The organism is Sphingomonas sp. (genome assembly GCF_042096255.1).
GTDB lineage: Bacteria > Pseudomonadota > Alphaproteobacteria > Sphingomonadales > Sphingomonadaceae > Sphingomonas.
Genome location: NZ_JBELLZ010000059.1, coordinates 1 through 22,871 on the forward strand (window position 1 = coordinate 1; position 22,871 = coordinate 22,871).

Consider the following 22,871-nt stretch of genomic DNA (forward strand, 5'->3'; position numbering starts at 1 on the left):
CGATCTGGCACTGGCGCTGCTCGGCGCGATGGGCGTGGTCGATGCCGAGGCGCTGGCCGATTATGTCGTGGTCGGCGAACTCGGGCTGGACGGCCGTATCGCGCCCTCGCCGGGCGTGCTGCTCGCCGCACTCCATGCCGCGGAAATCGGCAAGGGGCTGATCTGCCCCGCCGAACAGGGGCCGGAGGCGGCCTGGTCGGGCGGAATCGAGGTGATCGCCGCGCCGGACCTGCTGTCGCTGCTCAACCATCTTAACGGCCACGGCCTGCTCGCCGCACCGCAGGCGGGCGACGTGGAGGAGGGGCGGTCGGGGCCGGACCTGCGCCAGGTGAAGGGACAGGAGACCGCCAAACGCGCGCTGGAGATCGCCGCGGCAGGCGGGCACAACCTGCTGATGTGCGGCCCGCCGGGAGCGGGCAAGTCGCTGATGGCGAGCTGCCTGCCCGGGATCCTGCCACCGCTCGATCCCGCCGAGGCGCTGGAGGTGTCGATGGTCCAGTCGGTGGCGGGCACGCTGACCGGTGGCCGGCTCACGCGCACGCGGCCGTTCCGATCGCCGCATCATTCAGCGTCGATGGCGGCGCTCACCGGCGGCGGGCTCAAGGTCAAGCCGGGTGAGGTCAGCCTCGCGCATCTGGGCGTGCTGTTCCTCGACGAGCTGCCGGAGTTCAATCGCGCGGTGCTCGATTCGCTGCGTCAGCCACTAGAGACGGGCACGGTGAGCGTCGCGCGTGCCAATGCGCACGTCACCTTCCCGGCGCGCGTGCAATTGATCGCGGCGATGAACCCGTGCCGCTGCGGGCATCTCGGCGACGCCGGCCTCGCCTGCGCCCGCGCGCCGCGCTGCGCGTCGGACTATCAGGCCAAGGTTTCGGGGCCGCTGCTCGATCGCATCGACCTCCATGTCGACGTCAACGCCGTCACCGCCGCCGACCTCGTTCTGCCGCCGCCTACGGAGGGTTCCGCCGAGGTCGCCGCCCGCGTGGCAGCGGCGCGCGCGGTGCAGCAGGCGCGCTACGTCGGCGCGGTGCGCACCAACGCCGAGGCCGATGGCGCGTTGCTCGACGAGGTCGCCACCCCAGACGCCCCCGGCCGCACCCTGCTGGCGCAGGCGGCCGAATCGATGCGCCTTTCCGCCCGCGGCTATACCCGCGTGCTGCGGGTGGCGCGAACGATCGCCGACCTCGCGGGCGCGGAGCAGGTGACGCGTATCCACGTGGCGGAGGCGCTGAGCTACCGACGTCGCGCGCCGGTCAGCTAGCATCCGCGCCGCACGGCAAAAACTGGGTGGTGGGAACCAGATCAGGGCGTAAACCGTCTCGTTCCAGCGCCGTTGCGGCGCGATGCAGGGAGGTTCGCGTGGCACGTACGGCTGAAAGACGCGGTAAGGACGAGACCAAGGCCGCCGAAAAGAAGGTCAAGAAGACCGGCAAGCCCGCTGGCGGCGCCCGCGGCGGGATCACCGCGCCAGTCACGCCCTCACCCGAGCTCGCCGAGATCGTCGGCGGGAAGGACCTGCCTCGCAGCGAGGTGGTCAGCAAGGTGTGGGACTATATCAAGAAGCACGATCTTCAGGACGCGAAGGACCGTCGGCAGATCAACGCGGACGACAAGCTGGAGAAGATCTTCGGCAAGAAATCCGCCAGCATGTTCGAGATGAACAAGCATCTCAGCGCACACCTGACTGCCAAGAAGGAATGACCGCGCGGGCAGTCGCTCCCGTCCGGCAGGCCGGTCAGCCGTGACCACCCTGTGCCCGCGGATCGTCGCGGCGATGGCGGCGGCCCTCCTGTGTGCTGCCGCCGCGCCGCCCGGCGGCGGGACGATCAGCGTCGAGCCCGCGGGTCGCCCCGATGCGCCGCCCGTAGCGCCTGCTGTTGCGGAACGGCTCCGCGAGGCGCTTGCCGACCGCGGCTTCACGATCCTGCCCGGCACCGGGCACTCGGCTTTTGTCGCGGCGGTCACCCTTGACCGCACCGCGGTGGGCACCGGATCGGCCAGCGTGCCGAGCGGGCAGGCGGCGGTGATCCCGGGGCTCGTCGGCGGAGCCGCCGGCGGCGGGGTCAGCGTGCCGCTCTCTGGCGGCAAGACCCGTGTGGTTCCGCTCGTCCGGTTCGCGCTCACGGTGCAGATCCGCGAACGCAGGTCCGGCGCGATCGTATGGCGTGGCGCCGCGGTCACCGTCCGTGCCGGCGACCCGTCGACCCGGGATGCGGCGACCGTCGCGGATCTGTGCAGCACGGTGCTGCGCAGCTATCCGCATGAGGCGCCCGGCCCGGTCACGGTCCCCTGATCCGCCGCGCCCAGCCCGTGCGGGTCCGCTTTCCCGCAACCTTTGGCCGCCCTCGCTCATTGCCCCTACATTCCAACCAGCAGGAGACATGTCATGCGGAGTGTTGCGCTCGCCGCGATCGGGGCAGCAGTGATGGTGACGGGGTGCGTCGGCGACGGCGGCCCGCGCTATGCCGACGGCGGCTATGGCCGATACGATTATAACCGGCCCGATCCCGCGATCGGCCGCTATTACGCCGACCAATATTATCGCGACGGCCCGCGCTATCGCGAGCGGCGGCTGAGCCGCAACGACCGCATCTATGCGGGCCGCGACGGCCGCTATTACTGCCGCCGCAACGACGGCACCACCGGGCTGATCGTCGGTGGTATCGCGGGCGGCGCGCTGGGCGCGGCGCTTGAGCCGGGCGGCTCGGGTCTGCTCGGCGCGGTGCTGGGCGGTGTCGGCGGCGCGGCGCTTGGCCAGTCGATCGACCGCAATAACGTGCGCTGCCGCTGAGGCAGCAGGGCGCGCCGGCCGGACCGGCGCGCCCCACTTTCGATTACAGGACGAGGTCGCCCGCGAGGATCGCCTGGGCGGTGTCGACGCGGATGAAGCCGTCGGCCATGCCGTCGCCGTCCACGTCGCCCATCAGCACGCCTTCGCCGTTGATCCCCTCGAAGCGAAGCTCGCCCGCCTTGCCGCTGAACGCGGCGCCGCCGACGAAGGTAAACGCCTGGTCGCCGGCCTGGTTGGCGTTGGCGTCGAGCCCGGACAAGTCGATCTCATCGCCCTCGCGGCGGCTGAAGTCACCGATCAGGTCCGCGTTGGCCAGCTTCTCGCCCACGTCGCCGTCGTTGAACACGAAGCGGTCGGCGCCCTTGTTGCCGACGAGCAAGTCCTGCCCACCGCCGCCGATCAGCGTGTCATTGCCCTGGTTCCCGAACAATTCGTTCGTGCCACCGTCGCCGCGGATCGTGTCGGCGAACTTGGATCCGTAAACGCCCTCGATCGAGACCAGGGTGTCGGTGCCGCCGAAGCCGTCCTGCGCGCGGCCGGTGGCAAGGTTCACGTTCGCGCCCTTGGGGGCATAGAAATAGGTGGCATAGTCGAAGCCCTTGCCACCATCGACGCGATCATTGCCGCGCTCGCCGGCCAGCAGGTCCGATCCGGCCTCACCGTAGAGCTTGTCATTGCCGTTGTCGCCGACCAGCAGGTCGTTGCCGCCGCCGCCATAAAGCAGGTCGTTGCCGCCATAGCCGAAGATGTCGTCGTTGCCGCCATAAGCGAAGACGCGCTCGGCCTGGTTGCTGCCGTCGAAGATGTCGCGGCGGTTGGTGCCGTGATAGGTTCGCATGTGTTACTCCTTACCAGCGCCGGCTGAAACCGGCACGAACGTGCAACGCCCGGCCCCGCGGCCGGTTCAGAGGATCAGCTCGCCCGGCTGCACCGCGTGCGTCCCGTCGAGCGCGAGGTAGCCGTCCGCCACCCGGTCGCCGTCCACGTCCGCGGCGAGCCAGGTGGTGCCGTCGACCACCTGGTAGCGCAGCTCGCCTGCATCGCCAGTGAACGCGCGCGTGCCGAGGAAGGTAAAGGCCTGATCGCCGCCGCGGGTCACGTCCGCGTCGATGCCGCTGAGGTCGATGAGGTCGCTGGCGGTGCCGAAATCGGTGATCCGGTCCGCGGTCTCGGGGGTGGTGCCGATGTCACCCGCGGCGAAGACGAAGATGTCGTTGGCGTTGCCGCCGCTCATCACGTCCGCGCCGCGCCCGCCGGTGATGATGTCGTTGCCGTCGCCCCCGGTGATCGTGTCATTCCCGCCCAGTCCGTAGAGGAAGTCGTTGCCGCCGCCGCCCGACAGCCAGTTCGCCGCGTCGTTGCCGGTGAGCGAATCATTGAGCACCGACCCCTCGACGCCTTCGATTGATCGCAGCGTGTCACGGTCGCCGAAACTGTCCTCGCCGCGGCCCTTGGTCAGGTCGACCAGCACCGACGCGCCGAGGTCGGCGTAGCTGGCGATGTCGAACCCCTTGCCGCCGTTGAGGACATCATCGCCATTGCCGCCGGCCAGCCAGTCGTCGCCGCTGTTGCCAAAGATCACGTCGTCGCCCGAACCGCCGTGCAGCCGGTCATCGCCGCCCAGACCGCTGATCCGGTCGGCGGAGCGGGTGCCGCGATAGTCGTCGTCGCGTCGGCTGCCCTTGTAGATGGCCATGCTTGTCTCTCCTCAGCGTAGCGGTTTGCCCGAGTCCTTCCAGCGATCCAGAATCTGCGATTCGGGCAGCGGGCCGGCAGGCGTGCCGCTGTCGAGATGCGCGGTCTGGATGACGGCGGGGGCGGTGATCTTCGGAGCGGGCGCCGCGGCTGCGATCACCGGAGTGACCGGCGCAATCGGCACGACGGGCGGGGCGATGCGCGCATGTGGGCCGGGCACCGGCTCGCCGCCGCGATAGCCGCGGGTGAAGGCGGCGGCGGTGCCCCAATAGCCCTTCCAGCGGTGGAAGAAATGCGCGCCGATCGCATCGGTCATCACCAGGGTGCGGTTCCACGCCGGGGTGACCGCATAGGTGTGGTAGTGCGTCGCCAGCCCGACCGGCGCGAAGACGTAACCACCGAGCGCGGCGGCGGCGATGCGGGTGGCGCGCGCCAGCCCCGTCCGCGAGGGCAGGCGCGCCATCGCGCCGTCGCAGGCGAAGCTGAACTGGCAGCCGGCCTTCTCGCTGCCCTGATAGACCACGCCGCACACCGTGTTCGGGAAGGCCGAATGGCGGACGCGGTTGAGCACCACCTGCGCCACCGCGCGTTGGCCGTCGTCCGGCTCCGACGCGGCCTCGTAGTAGATGGCGGTAGCGAGGCAATCGAGCGCACGGCCGCGATCGGTGCCGCTCGACCGGCCCATGTCGAACGCGCGCGCGGCAGAGGTGGCGACGAACGGGAGCGGCGCCACGGGTTCTGGCGGGAGCGCGATCGTGCCGGTGGTGCCGACCGCGGGCGAGGCACTGGGCAGGGCGCCGACAAACGCCGCTTCGACCGCCGGCGTGGGCAGCAACCGCGCCACCGCGGCGCGGGCGATCGCGGGCTCGGGTGCGAACAGGTTCCAGGCGGCAAACGCGAGCGCGGAGATCGCCAGCACGATCGGCGCGGCGATCAGCGCCGCCTGCCGCCACGCGCGCAATCCCCCGCTCGTCGCGGCGGCGCGGCGGCGGGCGAGATCGCGAGAGTGGATGGCGGCGGCGGTCAGCGGACGACTCCGATGCGGTTCGGCCGCGCCCAACTACGGCAAATCGTTGAGGATTTCCCCACTCCTTTGCCTCGCGTCCCGGGCGGGGACGGATCATGGTTAAGGTGACGCGGTGGTGCGCAAGTTCGCGAACCTGGCGCGGGTGATAAGGAAGTCGGCGGGGCGCGACATGGCCCGGTAGATCAGGCGATGGGTGCTGTAGGACAGCGCGCCCGATCGGCACCTGCGGCCGATCCAAAGGACGGTCGCCGCGCCCACGAGCGCAGCCTGATCGCGCCTGCGTCAGATCACCAGATCGAGCGAGACGGGCGTCGCCAGGTCGCGGATCGAGACGGTGCCGTCGTCGAACGCGATGCGCTCCACCCCGGACAGGTCGAGGTGATCCTCCTTGTTCGGATCATTGTCGTAGCCGCGATACAAATCGGCGTCCCGGCCATCGACGACCGCGAACCAGTCGGCACGATTGCCATCGACCTGCACGGTGTCGGTGCCCGGGCCCCCGAAGATGTCGACGCTGAAATCCAGGCCACGAGGGTCGGCATAGACGTCCGCGACGATCAGATTGTCCCCGCTGCCCGCATAGACGATATCCCGCCCGCCGCCGAGCACGATGGTGTCGCGCCCCGCATCCCCGTACAGTTCGTCATCCCAGCGGCTGCCGAAGATGCGGTCCGCGCCCGCACCGCCATCGATGGTATAGGCGCCGCCGACCATGATGCCGCCGGGGCCTTCGTCCCGGCGCGGATCGTCCACCAGCCCGCGCGCATCGATGAGGTCGCTGCCGTCGCCGCCCGAGATCGCGCGCCCGAACAGTCCGCCCGGCGCCACGCCGCCGAGCGCGACGACATCGTCGCGGTCGCCGAGGATCACGGTGCCGAGCCGCTCGAACCCCTCCGCAAAGCCGGTGCCCAGGCGGACTCGCCCGCCCTCCGCCATGGCGCCGAAATCGATGCGGATGCGCCGGTGGACACCCGAAAGGTCCAGCGTCAGGATGTCGGTGCCGTCGCCCCCGGCGAGCCGGTCGTTCCAGCCGCCTGCGACGATGTCGTCCCCCGCGCCGCCGAAGATGCGGTCCGCTTCGAGGTCGGCGCCGCCGCTCTGCGCGAACTGGTTGCCGATCTGGCCACCGCCGGACAGGATATCGTTGCCGTCGCCCCCGGCCAGCAGGTCCGCGCCGACCGCGCCGAACAGCCGGTCGATCCCGGCATAGCCATAGGCCATGTCGGCCGCCGCCGTGCCCGCGAAGCTGTCGTTACCGTCGGTACCCTTGAAGCGCATGTCATCTCCCCGCCTGGCGCGCGCTCAAGGGGAAAACAGCGGCGAAGTCAATCGCTTATGTCTCGTCCACCGGTGCGGCGAGCGCCGCCGCGAGCCAAGCGGGCACCAGGACGTCGCCGAGCGCCTCGACGCGGCGATGCTCCACCATAAGGCCGAACTCGGGATAGGTGGCGCGGGTGCGGTCGCCCGCTTCGCCGAGCGGTGCCACGACCAGCCGGCGGTTGACCTTGCTGCGCCAGTTCATCCGCGCGGTATTCTCCTGACCGACATAGCAGCCCTTGCCGAAGCTGACTCCGTTGAGTTCGCGCGCATTGCATTCGAGCCAGAGGGTGGCGCCGTCGCCCAGCTCCGCCACGCCTTCGGTGACGCCGAGCGACAGGCGGTGGGCGTGCCAGCCGGTCGCGGGTGCGGTGGCGGGGGCGAGCCAGCGGTGGCCGAGTTCGGGCAGGCGCGGGTCGGGCACGCCCTCGCTGCCGTCGCGCGACCAGTGGACGGCGAGGTCCGGCTCGGGCGCTATCGTGATCGGGCGGCGCAGGCGATAGAGGGTGAGGCGCTTCGCCAAGGCTTCAGCGCGGGTCGCCTCGCAGTCGAGGAGGAGATCGTCGCCGTCCGTCCAGACCAGGAAGTCGAACAGCGCCTTGCCTTGCGGCGAGAGCAGCGCTGCCCAGACCGGCAGTGCGCCCGTCACGTCATTGGTGACCAGCCCCTGGAGGAAGCCGCGCACGTCCGGGCCGGAGAGGCGGACGAGGGCGCGATCGGCGAGGGTGGTCGGGGTGGTATCGATCATGGTGGCAGAGATAAGGTGCGAACAGTTCAAACCAAACGCCTCCCCGGCGAAGGCCGCGGCCCAGCATCGGGCCGCTCGCAACTGGGCCCCGGCTTTCGCCGGGGGGGGGCTATGGGGATGGGCTCGTCTGCCGTCCCAAGCGGTGTATAGCCGGGCCATGACCGACCGCCTCACCCTCCGCCGCCCCGACGACTGGCACGTCCACCTGCGCGACGGCGCGATGCTGGAGTTGGTCGCGGGCCATACCGCGCGCCAGTTCGCCCGCGCGATCATCATGCCCAATCTGACCCCGCCGGTGACGACGGTGCAGGCGGCGGCGGACTATCGCGCGCGTATCCTAGCGGCGCTTCCGGCGGACGCGGGCTTCACCCCGCTGATGACCTGCTACCTCACCGACGATGCTGACGCCGGCGAGATCGCGCGCGGCCATGGCGAGGGCGTGTTCACCGCGTGCAAGCTGTATCCGGCGCACGCCACCACCAACTCCGCGCATGGCGTGACCGACATCCGCGGGCTGTGGCCGGTGCTGGAGCGGATGCAGGAGATCGGCATGGTTTTGTGCATCCATGGCGAGGTGACCGACCGGTCGGTGGACATCTTCGACCGCGAGGCGGTGTTCATCGAGCGGACGCTGGAAGGGCTGGTGCGCGATTTCCCCGCGCTGAAGATCGTGCTGGAGCATATCACAACGGCGCAGGCGGCGCAGTATGTCGCCGAGGCCCCGGCGACGGTCGCGGCGACGATCACGCCGCAGCACCTGCTGCTCAATCGCAACGCGCTGTTCGATGGTGGCCTGCGCCCCCACGCCTACTGCCTGCCGGTGGTGAAGCGCGAGCGGCACCGGCTGGCGGTGCGCGCCGCGGCGGTGTCGGGCTCGCCCAAGTTCTTCCTGGGGACGGACAGCGCGCCGCATGCGATCGGCCGGAAGGAGCAGGATTGCGGCTGCGCCGGCATCTTCAACGCGCCGTTCGCGCTGGAAAGCTATGCGCGCGTGTTCGACGAGGAGGGCGCGCTCGACCGGCTGGAGGGGTTCGCCAGCGAGCATGGCGCGCATTTCTACGGGCTGCCGCTCAACGAGGGGAAGGTGACGCTGGAGCGGGCCGAGGTGACGGTGCCGGCGCTGGTGGGGGAGGGCGAACTTTCGGTGGTGCCGTTCCATGCGGGTGAGACGATCGGGTGGCGGCTTCTGAGCCCCTCCCCTTAAGGGAGGGGTTGGGGTGGGTGGAGGCGAGGCGATACGGCTCCGTCGGCACCTTTCAGCGCGGTAGCGCCAGGCATCAACCCACCCCCGGCCCCTCCCTTGCAGGGAGGGGAGAAGAGCCCACCGCCACCGACAGCGCGGCGACGTGCATCGCCTGGACCATGCCGCCCGCGCAGGCGAGCGCCCAGGCCTCCGCCAGCGGCACCGCCTGCACCAGCATCCGCTCGCTCGGCTCGTCCTGCGGCTCCGCGATCCGGCGCGCGTCGCGGATGCGGACGACGTGGAAGCGGTTGGCATGGTTCGACGGGTTGGCCGACAGGGTGGCGAGCACCTCCGCCGCGTCGGCGACATAGCCGGTCTCCTCGCGCAGCTCGCGCAGCGCCGCCGCGGCGGGGGAGGCATCCTCGGGCTCGATCGCGCCGCCGGGCAGTTCGGTGGAGGTGACGCCCATGCCGTGGCGATATTGCCGCACCAGGATCGCCCGGCCGTCGGTGTCGGTGGCGACGATCACCACCCAGTCGGGGAAGCCGACGACATAGTAGGGCGCGATGACGTGGCCGTCGACGGTGACGCAATCGTCCGCGCGCAGGGTGATCCAGCGGTCCTGGTGGACGATGCGGGTGGCGGTGACGGTCCACGGGGCGAGGGGGTCGCGGTGGGCGCCCGCCGCGGGCACGTCCGCGTCGTCGGACGGGTTCACTGGCGTGATCCGCCGGCCGGGCTTGCGCGTCCTGCGCAATGCTGGCGGCGGGCCGCGCCGCGGGAGTAAATCTCGCGTCGTCGGACGGTTTCACTGCGTGACCCGCCGGCCGGGCTTGCGCGAGTCGTGCTGCGGCACGCAGCACGCCGCGCTGCGCCTAGAACGGCAGCCACCGGGACTTGTGGGTGAAGTTCATATAGCCGACGTTGACGCCCGCGCGCCAGCCGACCCCGAGCCGCACCGGGATCAGCACCACGTTGCCGCGGCGGAGGTAGGTCGCGGCGAACCCGCCGACCAGGTAGAGGCGCCCCTCCGCGGCGGGGAAGCGGCGGTAGAGTTCCTCGGTGTCGTAGAGGTTGTAGACCAGCACGAACACCTTGTTGGCATCGCCGCCGACGTCGAAGCCGATCGACGGGCCGGTCCAGAACACCTCGCGCTGGCCCTCGACCTTGTGGGTCATGATGCCCGAGCCGTAGCGCAGCCCGACGACGAACGCGCCCGAGGCCTCGCGCCCGGCTATATAAGCGTTCGGCCGGCCCTGATCGCGCAGGATGCGCTCGATCATCTGGCCGAAGCCCTCGGCGCCCTTGCCGAACACGCCCTCGCCCGCACCGATCAGGTCGTCGCGCTCGAAGGTTTCGGCGGCGGTGGTGGTCGCCTCGGCGCGTGCCTGCGGGCCGGGGCCGCGCGCCGGCGGCGGGGGAGGGGGGACATCGGCGGGCGGCGGCTCGTCATAGGGCGATTGGTCGGTGGCGGGCGGCTCGCGATACGGCTCCTCGATGCGCTGCGGCGGCTGGCGACGGGAGGCGGGCGGCGGCGGCGCGTCGAGATCGCCGTCGACCGACTGGTTGGGATCGATCGTGCGCACCTGTGCCGGTGCCGGCCCGCCCACCAGGATCAAAGCGGCGGCGATCACCGCCAGGACGTTGCGCATCTCAAACAATCCCCCGGGAACAGCTCCCGCCTGGTACGTTAAGCCCACAGCTTGGGCGCGCGGCAATGAACGGGCGATGACCCGAGTCGCTTTCGCGCCCGGCCGTGGCGCGAAGCCCCGTTGATCGCCCGCCCGCACCCCGCTATAGCCCGCCGCCTGCCAGACGCCGGAGACGTGGGTGAGTGGCTGAAACCAACGCTTTGCTAAAGCGTCATACGGGAAACCGTATCGAGGGTTCGAATCCCTCCGTCTCCGCCAACCCTCAATCTCAGATGATACCATTGGGTGTCAAAACCCTCGGATTTCCGCTGCTTCAACGGAACGGTCGAGGTCACCAATAGGCACCCGAGGTCGTATCATGCCAGCGCGCGGGGGGTATGCCTGGGGGTATCACTTAGGCGATTGGGGGTAACATCGAGCTGCCGCGTCTGAGGGTGCTTGAAGGCGCTTAACAGCACGGAAAGGGCGGCCTCGACGCTTGTTTTTTCGCCAGAGATAGTCACGCGATGTCAGCAAGATAGCGACCGATTGAACTCGGCGCATCGGAGAGTCAGCTGGTTTGAAGCCCGCAGAATGAGGGCTTGAAGGAAAGACCGGCAGAATGTTGACTGACGCGCAGTGCAAAGCGGCTAAAGCAAGGGGCAAGGCATACAAGTTGAGCGATGCCCACGGGCTTCGCCTCGACGTGTCGAAGACAGGCCATCGCTCATGGCGCCACAAATACCGGTACGGCGGCAAGGAGAAGCTCCGCACCTTGGGCACGTTCCCCGAGGTCACGCTCAAGCAGGCACGCGACATCTGCAAGGCCGACAAGCAGCTCCTCAAGGAGGGCAAGGACCCCATCACAGAGGCCAAGCGCGCAGTGCTTGCCCATCGGCTCGCGGCTAAGGACACGTTCGAAATTCTCGCGCGTGACTGGTATGCGAAGGAGCAGCCCCGCTGGAAGCCCGTCCACGCCGCGGACGTCATCGAGAGTCTCGAACGAGACATCTTCGACGACCTAGGCTCTTTGCCGGTCATGAGTATCGATTCGACGATCGTCCTCGCTACGTTGCAGAAGGTTGAAGCCCGTGGTGCTATCGAGACCGCGCATCGCCTACGACAGCGCATCTCGTCGATTTATGACTTTGGCATCGCCAAAGGACGAGCCATCACCAATCCGGCAGCTTCGCTAGTCAAAGTGCTCAGGGCCAAGCCGCCGTCACGGCGCTGGCCGGCGGTCACGAAAATTGGCAAGGCGCGTGAGGTTCTGGCGATCACCGATGGCGCCGAGGCGACACCGGTCGTCAAGCTCGGGTCTCGCTTCCTAGCGCTAACATCGCAGAGGCCGGGAATGGTCAGGTGGATGCGCTGGGACGAGATCGAGGATTTCGATCCCGAGGGTGTCCGACCAAACGACGGTGCGATCTGGACAGTGCCTGCCCAAAAGATGAAGCAAGAAATCGGTTTGCGCGAGGATGGCGCTTTCGACCATCCGGTACCGCTTTCCAGTGCCGCAGTAGATGTGCTGCGACAGGCGTGGCTGTTCAGCGCGGGTAGCGAATACGTCTTTTGCGGCCAGCACAGCATCGTCAAACCGATGAGCGAGAATGCGCTATCTTACCTCTATCTCCGTGAGGGACTGCGCAAGCTCCAAGTCCCGCATGGCTGGCGGGCGAGCTTCTCGACGATCATGAACGAGTGGGTAATCGAAAATGGCGGACCACGCGATCCGCTGATCCTCGATCTTATGCTAGCGCACATCCCGATCGGTATCTCGCCCAGCGAATTGCGCTATATGCGCGCCGGATTTCTCGAGCGGCGTCGGAAGCTCGCGACGATCTGGGCCGAGATGCTGCTCGATGGCGCTTGCCCGGTTGAGGCGATTGGGCAGGGCCGCCGCCGACGCAGCATCTAGCTGCGCGGGCGGCGGCAGCGCGCGTTATAGGCTTCGACCTCGTTGCGGAGCCAGCGCTTGCGCTTGCCGAAATAAAACGGATCGGGAAATCCGGCGCGCTCGGCATCGCGCTTGGCACTGGAGACACTGCTGCCGGTCATTCCGGCGATCTGCTTGATGCTGACGTAAACGGGCTGTCGGCTCTCGGTCATGAAGGTCCTCCTTGGGTCGAGGACGTCGATATGATTCATCACAGCAGGACCGTGGACCGGCAGAAATGATTCCACCGCGCGGTCATGCGGATTAGGGTCCGCCCAATGCTGTCCGGATCACGTGAGCGGAGGGAGGCTGGACCGCGTATCGATCGAGCAGAACGAGATCCTGTTTGGCCATCGCGGCGAAGACATGGGTCACAAACCGCACGAACGGTCCGCTCTTTCCGTTGTTGTTCGGGGCTTTCGGCGCGTTGCTCGTTACCTGCTGATAAATGTCAGCAAGATCGCGGATAAAAGCCTGGCGTCCGCGGTTCGATCGGTTGCCCGTGCGCATTCCGCGCTTGCGAGTGCCGCCCGACTGGTCGTCGATCACACCCTCGCGGTACTCGGCGATGATATCCGATGCTTCGTTGTAGACGGCGGCACAGTCGGTCAGCCCGTGTATCATGCGGTTTCCGGCAAACGGATTGTCGATTGGCTTTGGCAGAAGAGCAGAAAGATAGGCGCCTTCGTGCCCGGGGACAAGAAAGCGTCCATGCAACGCGGACGCGAGACGGCTTAGCGCGTGCTCGCGTATATGCTCGGGCATTCCCGTCTCGTTTTTGTGCCTTACGATTTGATCCGCGAGGGAGTCGGCCGCGCTCACCATCTCGCCAGCGGCGTCGCGGATGCGGCGTATGCATGCGAGGAAAGCTGCTTGCTCGGGCGTATCGGGTGCGTTCTCGACTGCGAGGGCATAGGCCATACAGTAGCGCGCGAGATCGAGATGGCCGCGGCGGTGAATGCGCTCAATCGTTTCGGGCGGCAATGGTGAGCCCGGGGGCATAGCCTGCTTGAACGATTCAAGCGCGAAGTGCCGATCAAACACGATCTTGGCGGCATCGCCATCGACTGTGGCTTTACGCTGCTCGTATTCAGTAGCCACATTCGTCGTCAACCCATGACCTCCCGCCTCATCGTTCCCTCACGCGATCACTTGGCGTTCGGCTCGTAAAAATCCTACTGAAGTTCAACGCGATCGCCAATCTGCGCATGCTTCTCGGTAGGCCTTGGCGGCGGTGAGCAACTCCGAGTCGGTAAGACCCTCGGCCAGGAAAGCGTGATGCGCCTCGTGCAGCCTACCATTGCAAAGGATGCGCTCGTCGTTTGCATCGCTCGACCGCCGGATAGAGTACATCAATCCCGGCAGGTGGGGTGATTTATAATCGAGTCCGGAAAGGCTGGCCGGATCGATGATGGATACGGCGGTGAGCTGGCGCGCGAAAGCATGGACCCGTCTCGTCATCAGGGCCGTCGCCAGCCCGTAGCCTGGCAGAGGATTTGCGAGGACGGCGCTAAGTCGAGCGCGATGCATGAGTCGCACTTCCTGGATGCCAGGGGCTTGGTGGCGCAGATCGATCTTCGGTTCAGGGCGGGCGGCGATGTCCGCGGCAAAGGCGCGCGATCCATCCTGGTCGTTGCGGACGATGACGACCGTTCCGATCTTGCCATAGGTGGATACCATCCGTTCAATGAATCGGGAGGTCGGCGCGTTCGTCGAGACGATGCAATAGAAGATGATCCTCGCGCCGTCGTCATGCAGCATCCGCCATACGGTTTGCAGGAAGGCCATGACTGGCGTGTCCGAGCTGTTGATGCCGGCGCCGAGATCGAACAGCAGGTGATACGGGCTGTCGCTCACGTGCCGCGCGAGCCAACCGGGAGCATCTTCGACACCGCTGGTCCAATCCAGCTTTATGACACTATGCACCCCCACCCGACGAGCGAGACCACGGTTGCCGTCGTCGACGTCGACGAGAGTACAGCGATGCCCGGTCAGCGTGAGCACCGCCTCGAGCATGTCGGTCGTCTCAGTCTTGCCGGCACCACCCTTGACGGTCGTCAGCACGTGCACGCAGCGCTTCTCAGTCATCGCCTTCATCCACCCAACGCTCATGGCCGAACAGCCCGTCCTGCTGGACAGGCTGCGGCTTGATCGGCTTGCCGAGTTCACGTGCGACGGGGGTCACTGCACCCTGCTCCATGATGTTCTTCGCCTTTCGCCTGCGCATGGGTGGGGCAACGCCACGCTCGTCGCAGATCCGGCGGAATGCACTCTCAACCGATTCAGGGTTAGGCTGGTCTTCGCCGCTTAGCGCCTCCGCGATCTGCCTCCACGACATGCCACGGCGCCGGGCGGCCATGATCTCGTCGAAGCACTCTTCCACCTTTCCGGTGAGCGTGCCGGTTGTGCGACGGTTCGCAACCGGCGCGGCGAGCCGTCGCACGGCCTGTTCGCGCCGCCACTTGTTCGCATTTTCTGCCATCTTCGTCTCCCTTTCGGAAAACCGATATGCGCCGGAAGCCGCACTCGGAAAGGTCGTCCGAACCGCCTGATCTCTCCTGACCCCTAGTGAAGAACATATATTTTCCAGACCGTTGACGGTGCGGCGGGCATCCTCGACCCGGACACGATGTGCATCTCTTCGTCCCCATCCGAGCACCGCGCGAAAGCCGTCATCGGTTGCGGGGTCGCAACTCCAAGCGGCGGCTATGCCGATAGCTCCGCTGCTGGAAAAAGCGCTGATCGCGGTGGCGACAATCGCGCTCTCGATCTGCCGCACGACCGCGGCTTGCCGACGTGGCGCTTCCAACCGATTGCCGTACGCGCAGACCCGTCCGGCGGTGCATTCTTGCAGGCCATGCGCGGCCTCACATATCCGCTCATAGATGACCGTCTTGAACGCCGCTGCGCCGGATGGGTGCAACGGCCGACACTAGGTGATTGCCGACAACCCTCTCAGCTAAAAACGCCAAGCGTTCCCCCATTCGTGCTGCCGCACCAGCTCGCGAATTGCTCATTTAGGCTAGCGTTTCAGGCTCAGGTCGCCCAGCGACAAATTGACGGCGCACAAACAGGACGGAGTTCCCGATCGTGCGCCGGTCATCGACCTATCGCTGGATCGTGCCGAACAACGTTCTGGGCTACGTGTCATGTATGCCGTCAGCCGGATAATCAGCATCCCGCTCGGCATCATCAGTGCGGTCGTGTTACCCCGAACCCGTCGTATCTTTTGGTAGATCGGGCGCGGCTCGGCAGACCGAGGCGCAGCCCGCCGCACGACCCGCCAGAGGCATCGCTACCTGAGCACCACAGCCGCGATGCTATGAATGCCGTGCGGCCGAGCCGCAGCCGGCTCGCACAACGGCGTGTTGCCACGATTCAGAGCGGCGCGATGCCAGCTGACGTCGCGGTCGAGCAGCGCGATCCTTGCTGCATTCGCGACGAGCGCGATGCCCCGTTTGTTGCACAAGCGCGAAGTGCCGCGACGGCGGCTGAGATGAAGCGAGCGCCGACGGCCAGCCTGCGGGCCGGCTGTCGGCATTCGGGGAGGAAAGGATCGAGCAGGATGGGGCCTGGAACCAGACCCCGGTCGCTCGGCGGTGAACCTTCTCGCTTTGAAGGAGGGTCAGAATGAAGAGGAAGGCCGGTTCGTCCATCGACAATAGGATCTCGGTGACGGTTCACCTGCGGCCGAAAGAAGCGCTGCTGGTCGATGCGGCGACGGCGCGTGCGCAGACGACCCGACATGATCTTGCCCGCGACCTGCTACTCGCACGAGCAAGCGATGACGCACCGATCATCGCTTGCTTGGCAAAGCTGATCGCGATTTATCATCGGCTCGATCGCGTCAGTCAGTTCGACGAAGGACTGCGCGCCGAGATCGTCGCGGCCGTGCGCGAGCTGACCGCAGTGGCACGGGCCGAGGTCGCCGGATGATCGTAAAGCTCATCCGCATGACCCGCAGCAAGGGACAGCTCGCGGGACTACGCGACAGCGTCTATGCGCTGACCCGCTACGTCACCGATGCCGACCCTTGGGCGATGGCGATGATCGACCGCGAGCAGGTCCGATCGCTCAGCGAATACCTCCGTCACGCCAAGGCGCACGGGATCGAGCCCGGCGAGAAGGCGGGGCATATCGGCGCGCGCAATCTGCTGACCAACGATCTGGGCGGCCAGCAGATCGAGATGCTCGCGGTCGCGAGCAGCGCCCCGCGCGTCGAATATCCCGTCGTCCACGTGATCGTGAGTTGGCGACCGGGCGAGAACCCGACCCCGGCGCAACTTGAAGATACGGTCGACATCGTCCTCGCCACCACCGGGCTATCGGGGTGTCCCGCGATCTTCGCCGAACACACCAACACCGCGCATCGTCATCTGCATATTGCGGCGGTGCGTGTCGATCCGGCAAGCGGCCGGGCGGCGGGCAGCGAGTGGCAGATCGAGGACCTGCACCAGGCGATCGCCATCCTTGAGGAGCGGCACGGCTGGGCGGCGGAACCGAACGCGCTCTATTATGCCCGGAACGGAGCGGTGTTCGACACCAACGCCCGACGTTTCCGGACGGGGCTGGGCGGTGAGCAGGTGATCGATCCTGACAGCGAGGTGATGGTGCGCGACACTCAAGGTCGTTTCGTCAAGCCTCGCGATCGGACGGGCATGCCGTCCGACCTCGCCAACTTGCGCGCGGACATTCTCCGGGCGCGCGCGGAGGCGAAAGGCTGGGCCGAGTTCCACGCCCTGCTCGACGATTATGAGGTCGCCTACCGTGCCAAGGGCAGCGGCGCGCGTATCCACCTTGACGACCATTCAGCCAAGGCGTCGACCGTCGCGCCGGAGCTTGCGCTGGAGCAGCTGAAGAAGCGTTGGGGTCCGTTCACCCCGCATCCTCGCGACCGAACGCCCGGGTTCGACGAGTATCGTGCGGCGCACGCGGCGCAGCTCAAGCGACTGCGAGCCGATCGTGCTGCTGCACAGGCGCTCCTTGATGTTTGGGCTAGTAAGCAGCTCGCGGCGGTCGCGGCGGCGAACAACCGCGGCGTCGAGCGCGCGATCCGGACCGAGGGCGATGCCGCCCAGAAGGAGCTGAACGCCGTCTTCGCCGCCGCCATAAAGAAATGCACCGATGCGCGTCACACGAAAGTCGAGACCTGGCGCGCGGCAGGCTCGCCTGCCGAACCGCCGGCCATCGCATCGCCATCGCTGCTGCTTCCCGCGGGACCGGGCGAGCGAGGATGGTCACCGCCCGTCGGGCTCCGCGCCGAGCACCGCGACTGGTCGACGCGCTACTTCGATCAGGCGGACAGACTGGTGTTCACCGACCATCGTACCGTAATCATCGTTCACCGGCCGGCGAACTCCGGGGTCCTCGACGCCGCCCTCAAGATGGCGGCCGAGCGGTGGGGCACAGTGCGGATTAACGGGTCGGCTGCATTCGAGCAGCTGTGCGCCCAGCGAGCCGCCGTGCTGGGCATCGCTCTTGTCGATCGCGACAACAAGCCGCTGTCGGCACAGCGGTTGAGTGCACCTGCCACGCCGATTGTGAAGCCGTCGAAAGTTACTGAGCCGAGGGCAGCTCCCGAGCCGACGCGCCCGGATCATCGCGCGGACCCGGCGCGCCAAGCCGTGCTGGACCGAGTTCTCGCCGATCTTAAGCGCATCGGACCGTTGCCGATGCGCCGACGCGGCACGGAACCCCGTGCACCCCTTGAAATCGTGGTCGAGGCCGACAGGTTCGATCGCAAGTCAGAACTCAGCGTCGCGGCGCTATTTGATGAGGACCCGCGCATACAGGCGTTTCTCGAACACCGCCGGGCTGCGATGCTGGCTGACATCGGCCACCATCTGCTCCAGTTCGATGTGCCGCTTGAAAGGGAGGCAGTCGTCGACTCGCTTCGCGGCCAGGAAGGTCTGGGCGGCGCCGCTTTCCTGGCCTTCGAAGATGCGGATTTCCGGTCGATGCTCGAACGCGTCGCGCTTGATCGCACCGGGCGCGACCGCGACGCGCGACGTGCCGACGAACAGCGGCGACGCGAACGGGAGCAACAGCGGACCCGGCTCGCCATGCTCGCGCGCGTGTTCCACGACCAGAGCTGGGATCCACGTGAGTGGCGCTCGGGCGAGAGGGATGCGCGGGCGCAAGACCGCTCGGTCGAAGCAGACGCCGTTCTTCAGCATCTAGAACAGCAGCGCCGCGGTCGATCCGCGGCCCAGCGGACGCGCTAAGAATACTCGCACTTTATCAGCGAAGGAGAAAACAATGCCTCAGCACTCCCCTGTTTCACCGCCCGGCGGCGGAATTCGGAGCGTCTTCCGTCCCGCCCTGTTCTCGATTGGCGGCGGATATCAGGCACCACCAGCGGCCTGTGCATCGTGCCCCGCGTCGCTCTGGTACCAAGACGACCAGATCCGCTGCTTTTGCAATATCATGAAGGTGCCAACTTGGCCGCCAGCATCGAAGCCCGTCATCGCTTGTGACGGGCGGGAGTCCGCCGTGGCGCAATGGGAACAGCAGCAAAGCAAGCCAGAGCTATAGCGCGGACACTAGGATCACCCGCAATTACGATTTTGGGGAACCTCGTTGAGCTGCCCAATCGAACCCATGGTAGTGGGGACGACCCACTTTCGGACGCTCAGCCGCAGCTGAACGCTGCCCGGAACCGGACGCTTGTTCCTGTGGCTTCATTCCGCTCTTAGAGGCGGCGAAAGCCGCTCGGGGCGGCTTGGTGTGGAAACTGCCGATCCAACCAACGGTCTTCGAGGCCTGGTTTCAGTGCGTAAGCCGATTCAAAGCAGAAGACACTCTGCATCGGACCTTACCCGCTAGTGTCCCTTCTGGAGGTTCGAGATCGCCGCGACGAGGGTCGGCGGCTTCTTGCGGAAGGCCGCGATGCCGCGGTGGCGAAGAAGCTCAAGATCAACGCCAACCTTGAAGCGTCCCGTAATACGTTTAAGTCTGTGGCGAGGAACTGGCACGAGACGAACAAGGCGCAGTGGACCAAGGGCGTTCGGCGCGCTCCGTCAGAAGCACCAGCGCGTTTGAAGCTCGTGTCCTGAGTAGGTCGAACGTGCGACCTGACGGGATCAGGTTCCTGTCTTTCGCTCGACCAATCGGCAGGCGAGCGCCTGCTCGCCCCAGGATGTCGCGAACGTGTCTGAAACGACCTTCCACTGCCCCGCCGGGCTGTGCATCCCGTGGTGATCGCCCATGCACGAGCACTGACACTCATCACCCACCGCGTTCCAACAGGCGGGCGCACACTTCTCCTGCTCGCGATAAGGCTGGATAATGTAGACCCTGCCGAACTTCTCGAGACATTGGCCGACCAGCGCGTTGAACCAAGCCTGTGGAACCTCCCAAAACCGACGCTGCTCATCCCACCCGGGGTTCGTCCGCCGGTCGCGCCGAATCCAACGTCGGTTTGCAGGCTCGTAAGGGAGACGCATCCGGACCCGATGTCCCGGCCCGCGTCTCAGCAGAACCGGGATGTCCTTCTGATTCCAGATGCGACGGAGCCGCTCTGGCGTTCCTGCATCCACGCTGCGCCTCCTTCAGCTATCCTGGGTAGAGACCAACCTCATGTTTGTGCCCGGCGAAGCGGCGGCGCCACGCGACGCACCGCCAACCAATCGGAAGAGGATGCTCTCGAGCTCGTAAGTGGGCAGATGGAGCGCCTGAGCGATGTGATCGCGCGTGATCCGGTCAGCCCACAATGAGCTCAGAACCTGCGGCCAGACCACCGACTGCTCCGGCTCCAAGCCTTCCGGCTCGCGCGTCCGATAACCGCGCCGCGATATTTCGATATTTAACGTCCGGTTCTGCCACTCGCTGATAACGCCCATCTTGTTCAGGCGATAAGCAAGGGCCGCAACCGAGACACCCCAGCGCTTCTTCGCGTGGATCAGCTCCTCCAGCCCGGTGACGTACCGGATGCGGCCGGCGACATCATCCTGCGGCATCAGGAAGTGCGAAGCGAACTGGTCCGCCTCATTCTCCGCCTGTCGGCTGTCCTGCTGCTCGCCGTGGCGATGCATTACAAGATGGCCAAGCTCGTGCGCGGCGTCGAAGCGGCTTCGCTCGGTCGACTTGAAGGTGTTCAGGAAGACGAACGGCTGTGCGTTCCGCCAGCAGGAGAATGCGTCGACCGTCTTTGTATCCTCGTTGAGAGAGAAGACGCGAACGCCTTTCGCTTCGAGCAGCTTGACCATGCTCGGGATCGGCTGCTGGCCAAGGCCCCAATATTCCCGCACTGCCTGCGCGGCGGCCTCGGGCGTCGCATCCGCTCGCATGTCCGGCACATCAGCTTCCGGAAGGTTGAACCGCTCCTCGATCCAGTCGTCGAAAAGAAACGCGATCGTGCCCGCCGAGAGCGCCGCGTCGCGTTCCTTGGCGGTCATGGACGTCAAGCTGCGAAAGCTGGCCGCCTGAACCGGCAGGTCGTCAAAATCCCCGGCGAAGAAGAACTCCCGCGGGAAATCGAGCGCCTTCGCGAGAGCGTCGAGCGTTTCTTCCTCGGGTTCGTTGACGCCGTTCTCAAGCCGCGAGATCGTGATCGGCGAGACGCCCACAGCCGTGGCGAGCGCGCGCGCGGTCATCTTCCGCCGTTTGCGGCCGAGAGTCAGCCTACGATGGTTGAACATACCAACCGTCAATTCTTGCGCGAGACAGGCACCTCGAAATCAACCGGGGGCGCGTCATCAGCCAGCGGATCAGGGCTGTCCCAATCACCCTTCTGCACAAGCAGGATGCGCTCGTGAAACTGGTCGAACTGCTCGTCATTGATCGCGACTGGGCAGGAAAGCTCCGCCCGCACGTCCGGCCCATCGGCATACACGAACAGGTACCAGGTTGCCGCGGTCAGCTCGGCGACCTCCTGCTGCCTCGTTTCCGGGAACAGATCATATTGGCCCAGCTCGACCGCGCGGGCAGCGCCGGCGCCCTTCTTCGACACCGCGACCGGATCGAAGATCGGATCGCCGGCGCGATCTGCGTTCTGATAGACGATCTTGATCCCGATCTCGGGGTGGAAGATCGACTCGATGTTGTCCCGGCGGCACATCTGCCATCCCTGCGGTACGAACACCCGCCGGAGGTGCTCGGTGCCCGCGAGATACGCAAGCTGCCCGCCAGCGCTCAAAGGGTGGAACGGGGTCGCGTTGCGACGCGCACCCACGGCGGCGCGGACAACCTGAAGAAGGTCCGCCTTCATGACGCCGAGCTGTTCAAGCCTCGGCTGGACTTCGAACTCTTCTGCAAGCACCGGCATGCACTTCAGCCCTGTTAAGATTTTCATCCTCAAGTGAGCAGAGGAAAGTTAGCACGTCAACACCGGTGCATGCGGCGCTACCCGGCCAGACGCTCGAAAGCCTTCTACTCGGCAGCGATCAGCTCCGAACGCGCTGAAGCGCGATATCCCTTTCCGGTGCCCGGATGGGCGTCATGATCGCCGCGAAGCGCGAAATAGCTGGAGGGCACCTTGCCGGCGCGCTCGCGCGCTGGCACCGGTGGCGCTGGCGGCAGCGCCAGGGTCAGCTCGTGCTGATCCATCGGCTCGTCGAGCAGCTGCCGCCCGATCGCCCGCGCAAGCACCTCCGCGAGGAGCGAGGGGACCGCATTGCCGAGCTGGCGCTGAGCATCGGCGACCGAGCCCGTCACCTCGAAATCGTCGGGGAAGGTTTGCAGACGCGCCATCTCGCGCATGCTCAGCCGTCGGCTGGCCCAGTGGAACGGGCCAGTCGCGGGACCGGGCTGCGCCTGCAGTGTCCAGGCGGGCTGCGCCTTGGCCAGCTTCAGCAAAAACGACCAGTAGCGGCGGCGCCAGCCGAACAGCGGCTCGCCACCGCCACGATCGGTATGCCACAGATAGTTCTCACCCTCGGGGATCGAGGGGAGCAGGCGGGCCCACTTTCCCTTTGGCGCGAGCGCGGCGGCATCGGCCTTGACGTCATGCAGGGCGTCCCATGCCGGTCGATAGCGCGGGCGATTGTCCGCTGGCTCGGCAAGCGCCGGGTCGACATGGCTGGGTGTCGGGAACTCGAAGCGCCGGCCGTCACGCGAGCCGATCACGAACAGCCGTCGGCGCAACTGCGGCACGCCGAAGTCGGCGGCGTTGAGCACGGCAATCGATGCGGAGTAGCGGGTGCCATGCGCGGCGTTGATGCGGTCCAGCTCGGAGGTGATGAGCTTGAGACCCTCGTCCTTGCCGCGAAATCCGAGGCCCTCGACGTTCTCGAGCAGAAACGCGCGTGGGCGCGCCTCCTCAAGCACCCGCATATAGGCACCGAGCGTGCCTGCTCGCGGATCGTCAAGGCGCTTGGCCTCGCCGCTGGCCCAGAAGCCTGACTTGGAGAAGGGCTGGCAGGGAGGGCCGCCGATCAGCACGTCGGCCTCGCCAGGCGCCAGCCCGCCGGCGGCGAGCAGCTCCGGGGTCGGCACGTCCAGAATGTCGCGGTCAATGACGGGCCAGCTGCGGTTGGCGCGCAGCGTCTCCACGCAGCGCGCATCGATCTCGAGAGCGACAGCGGTCTCGAATCCCGCCGCCTCG

General features: G+C 66.8%; 23 protein-coding genes, 1 tRNA gene and 1 pseudogene. 11 read left to right on the forward strand and 14 right to left on the reverse strand.

Annotation, left to right across the window (positions count from 1 at the left end; all coding sequences use genetic code 11):
• The 4 genes from ACFDTH_RS11555 to ACFDTH_RS11570 form a co-directional block, all read left to right on the forward strand.
• Positions 1-1,261: YifB family Mg chelatase-like AAA ATPase (locus tag ACFDTH_RS11555; RefSeq protein ID WP_375287677.1), on the forward strand; the 1,261-nt coding region annotated here is incomplete at its 5' end.
• A 98-nt stretch (positions 1,262-1,359) separates the two neighbouring features.
• The gene (locus ACFDTH_RS11560; protein ID WP_375287678.1) at positions 1,360-1,701 is read left to right on the forward strand and encodes an SWIB/MDM2 domain-containing protein; all 342 of its coding nucleotides are present in this window, start codon (positions 1,360-1,362) and stop codon (positions 1,699-1,701) included.
• A 40-nt stretch (positions 1,702-1,741) separates the two neighbouring features.
• Positions 1,742-2,293 carry a hypothetical protein gene (locus ACFDTH_RS11565; protein ID WP_375287679.1) on the forward strand — a complete coding sequence of 184 codons (552 nt, stop codon included), beginning with the start codon at positions 1,742-1,744 and terminating at the stop codon, positions 2,291-2,293.
• A gap of 93 nt (positions 2,294-2,386) precedes the next feature.
• The gene (locus tag ACFDTH_RS11570) at positions 2,387-2,791 is read left to right on the forward strand and encodes a hypothetical protein (protein WP_375287680.1); all 405 of its coding nucleotides are present in this window, start codon (positions 2,387-2,389) and stop codon (positions 2,789-2,791) included.
• Positions 2,792-2,834: 43 nt separating this feature from the next.
• On the opposite strand, the gene ACFDTH_RS11575 is transcribed toward ACFDTH_RS11570, so the two are convergent.
• From ACFDTH_RS11575 to ACFDTH_RS11595, 5 genes are all read right to left on the reverse strand, one after another.
• A complete protein-coding gene (locus tag ACFDTH_RS11575; protein ID WP_375287681.1) occupies positions 2,835-3,629 on the reverse strand; it encodes a calcium-binding protein in 795 nt (264 codons plus the stop codon).
• Between the two features lie 66 nt (positions 3,630-3,695).
• Complete coding sequence (locus ACFDTH_RS11580) at positions 3,696-4,487, reverse strand: hypothetical protein (RefSeq protein ID WP_375287682.1); 792 nt, start codon at positions 4,485-4,487, stop codon at positions 3,696-3,698.
• A 12-nt stretch (positions 4,488-4,499) separates the two neighbouring features.
• The gene (locus ACFDTH_RS11585) at positions 4,500-5,546 is read right to left on the reverse strand and encodes a cell wall hydrolase (RefSeq protein ID WP_375287683.1); all 1,047 of its coding nucleotides are present in this window, start codon (positions 5,544-5,546) and stop codon (positions 4,500-4,502) included.
• 249 nt (positions 5,547-5,795) lie between these two features.
• Positions 5,796-6,791, reverse strand: a complete 996-nt coding sequence (locus ACFDTH_RS11590) for a calcium-binding protein (RefSeq protein ID WP_375287684.1) — start codon at positions 6,789-6,791, stop codon at positions 5,796-5,798.
• Between the two features lie 55 nt (positions 6,792-6,846).
• On the reverse strand, positions 6,847-7,578 hold the full coding sequence (locus ACFDTH_RS11595) for a YgfZ/GcvT domain-containing protein (RefSeq protein WP_375287685.1): 732 nt from the start codon (positions 7,576-7,578) through the stop codon (positions 6,847-6,849).
• A 157-nt stretch (positions 7,579-7,735) separates the two neighbouring features.
• On the opposite strand from ACFDTH_RS11595, the gene pyrC reads away from it, so the two are divergent.
• Positions 7,736-8,782, forward strand: a complete 1,047-nt coding sequence (pyrC, locus tag ACFDTH_RS11600; protein WP_375287686.1) for a dihydroorotase — start codon at positions 7,736-7,738, stop codon at positions 8,780-8,782.
• A gap of 73 nt (positions 8,783-8,855) precedes the next feature.
• On the opposite strand, the gene ACFDTH_RS11605 is transcribed toward pyrC, so the two are convergent.
• Both ACFDTH_RS11605 and ACFDTH_RS11610 read right to left on the reverse strand, forming a co-directional pair.
• On the reverse strand, positions 8,856-9,479 hold the full coding sequence (locus tag ACFDTH_RS11605; RefSeq protein ID WP_375287687.1) for an NUDIX hydrolase: 624 nt from the start codon (positions 9,477-9,479) through the stop codon (positions 8,856-8,858).
• Between the two features lie 157 nt (positions 9,480-9,636).
• Positions 9,637-10,413 (reverse strand): DUF1134 domain-containing protein, encoded by a 777-nt coding sequence (locus tag ACFDTH_RS11610; RefSeq protein WP_375287688.1) that lies wholly within the window; start codon positions 10,411-10,413, stop codon positions 9,637-9,639.
• Positions 10,414-10,581: 168 nt separating this feature from the next.
• Between ACFDTH_RS11610 and ACFDTH_RS11615 the strand changes: the two genes are divergently transcribed.
• Both ACFDTH_RS11615 and ACFDTH_RS11620 read left to right on the forward strand, forming a co-directional pair.
• Positions 10,582-10,671 (forward strand) — tRNA-Ser (locus ACFDTH_RS11615).
• Between the two features lie 343 nt (positions 10,672-11,014).
• The gene (locus ACFDTH_RS11620; protein ID WP_375287689.1) at positions 11,015-12,310 is read left to right on the forward strand and encodes a tyrosine-type recombinase/integrase; all 1,296 of its coding nucleotides are present in this window, start codon (positions 11,015-11,017) and stop codon (positions 12,308-12,310) included.
• On the opposite strand, the gene ACFDTH_RS11625 is transcribed toward ACFDTH_RS11620, so the two are convergent.
• The 4 genes from ACFDTH_RS11625 to ACFDTH_RS11640 all read right to left on the reverse strand — a co-directional run bounded on the left by ACFDTH_RS11625 (position 12,307) and on the right by ACFDTH_RS11640 (position 15,107).
• On the reverse strand, positions 12,307-12,501 hold the full coding sequence (locus ACFDTH_RS11625) for a helix-turn-helix transcriptional regulator (RefSeq protein WP_375287690.1): 195 nt from the start codon (positions 12,499-12,501) through the stop codon (positions 12,307-12,309). The genes ACFDTH_RS11620 and ACFDTH_RS11625 overlap by 4 nt on opposite strands.
• Before the next feature lie 91 nt (positions 12,502-12,592).
• Positions 12,593-13,441: a hypothetical protein gene (locus ACFDTH_RS11630; protein ID WP_375287691.1), complete on the reverse strand. Its 849-nt coding sequence runs from the start codon at positions 13,439-13,441 to the stop codon at positions 12,593-12,595.
• Positions 13,442-13,513: 72 nt separating this feature from the next.
• Complete coding sequence (locus ACFDTH_RS11635; RefSeq protein WP_375287692.1) at positions 13,514-14,416, reverse strand: hypothetical protein; 903 nt, start codon at positions 14,414-14,416, stop codon at positions 13,514-13,516.
• Entirely contained in the window at positions 14,409-15,107 is a 699-nt protein-coding gene (locus tag ACFDTH_RS11640) for a hypothetical protein (protein ID WP_375287693.1), read from the reverse strand. Before ACFDTH_RS11640 ends, ACFDTH_RS11635 begins: the two co-directional genes overlap by 8 nt.
• Before the next feature lie 851 nt (positions 15,108-15,958).
• On the opposite strand from ACFDTH_RS11640, the gene ACFDTH_RS11645 reads away from it, so the two are divergent.
• The 4 genes and pseudogenes from ACFDTH_RS11645 to ACFDTH_RS11660 all read left to right on the forward strand — a co-directional run bounded on the left by ACFDTH_RS11645 (position 15,959) and on the right by ACFDTH_RS11660 (position 19,383).
• A complete protein-coding gene (locus tag ACFDTH_RS11645) occupies positions 15,959-16,264 on the forward strand; it encodes a hypothetical protein (RefSeq protein WP_375287694.1) in 306 nt (101 codons plus the stop codon).
• A complete protein-coding gene (locus ACFDTH_RS11650; RefSeq protein WP_375287695.1) occupies positions 16,261-18,552 on the forward strand; it encodes a relaxase/mobilization nuclease domain-containing protein in 2,292 nt (763 codons plus the stop codon). The genes ACFDTH_RS11645 and ACFDTH_RS11650 overlap by 4 nt, the downstream gene beginning before the upstream one ends.
• A 573-nt stretch (positions 18,553-19,125) precedes the next feature.
• Positions 19,126-19,224, forward strand: a pseudogene (locus ACFDTH_RS11655) (hypothetical protein); the annotation flags it as partial.
• Positions 19,225-19,383, forward strand: coding sequence for a hypothetical protein (locus ACFDTH_RS11660; RefSeq protein ID WP_375287696.1), 159 nt, complete (start codon positions 19,225-19,227; stop codon positions 19,381-19,383). It abuts the pseudogene before it with no gap.
• Between the two features lie 495 nt (positions 19,384-19,878).
• On the opposite strand, the gene ACFDTH_RS11665 is transcribed toward ACFDTH_RS11660, so the two are convergent.
• The 3 genes from ACFDTH_RS11665 to ACFDTH_RS11675 form a co-directional block, all read right to left on the reverse strand.
• The gene (locus ACFDTH_RS11665) at positions 19,879-20,967 is read right to left on the reverse strand and encodes a helix-turn-helix domain-containing protein (RefSeq protein WP_375287697.1); all 1,089 of its coding nucleotides are present in this window, start codon (positions 20,965-20,967) and stop codon (positions 19,879-19,881) included.
• A gap of 8 nt (positions 20,968-20,975) precedes the next feature.
• Positions 20,976-21,620: a hypothetical protein gene (locus ACFDTH_RS11670; RefSeq protein WP_375287698.1), complete on the reverse strand. Its 645-nt coding sequence runs from the start codon at positions 21,618-21,620 to the stop codon at positions 20,976-20,978.
• A 77-nt stretch (positions 21,621-21,697) separates the two neighbouring features.
• Positions 21,698-22,871 (reverse strand): DNA cytosine methyltransferase (locus ACFDTH_RS11675; RefSeq protein WP_375287699.1); only part of this gene is annotated, 1,174 nt, incomplete at its 5' end.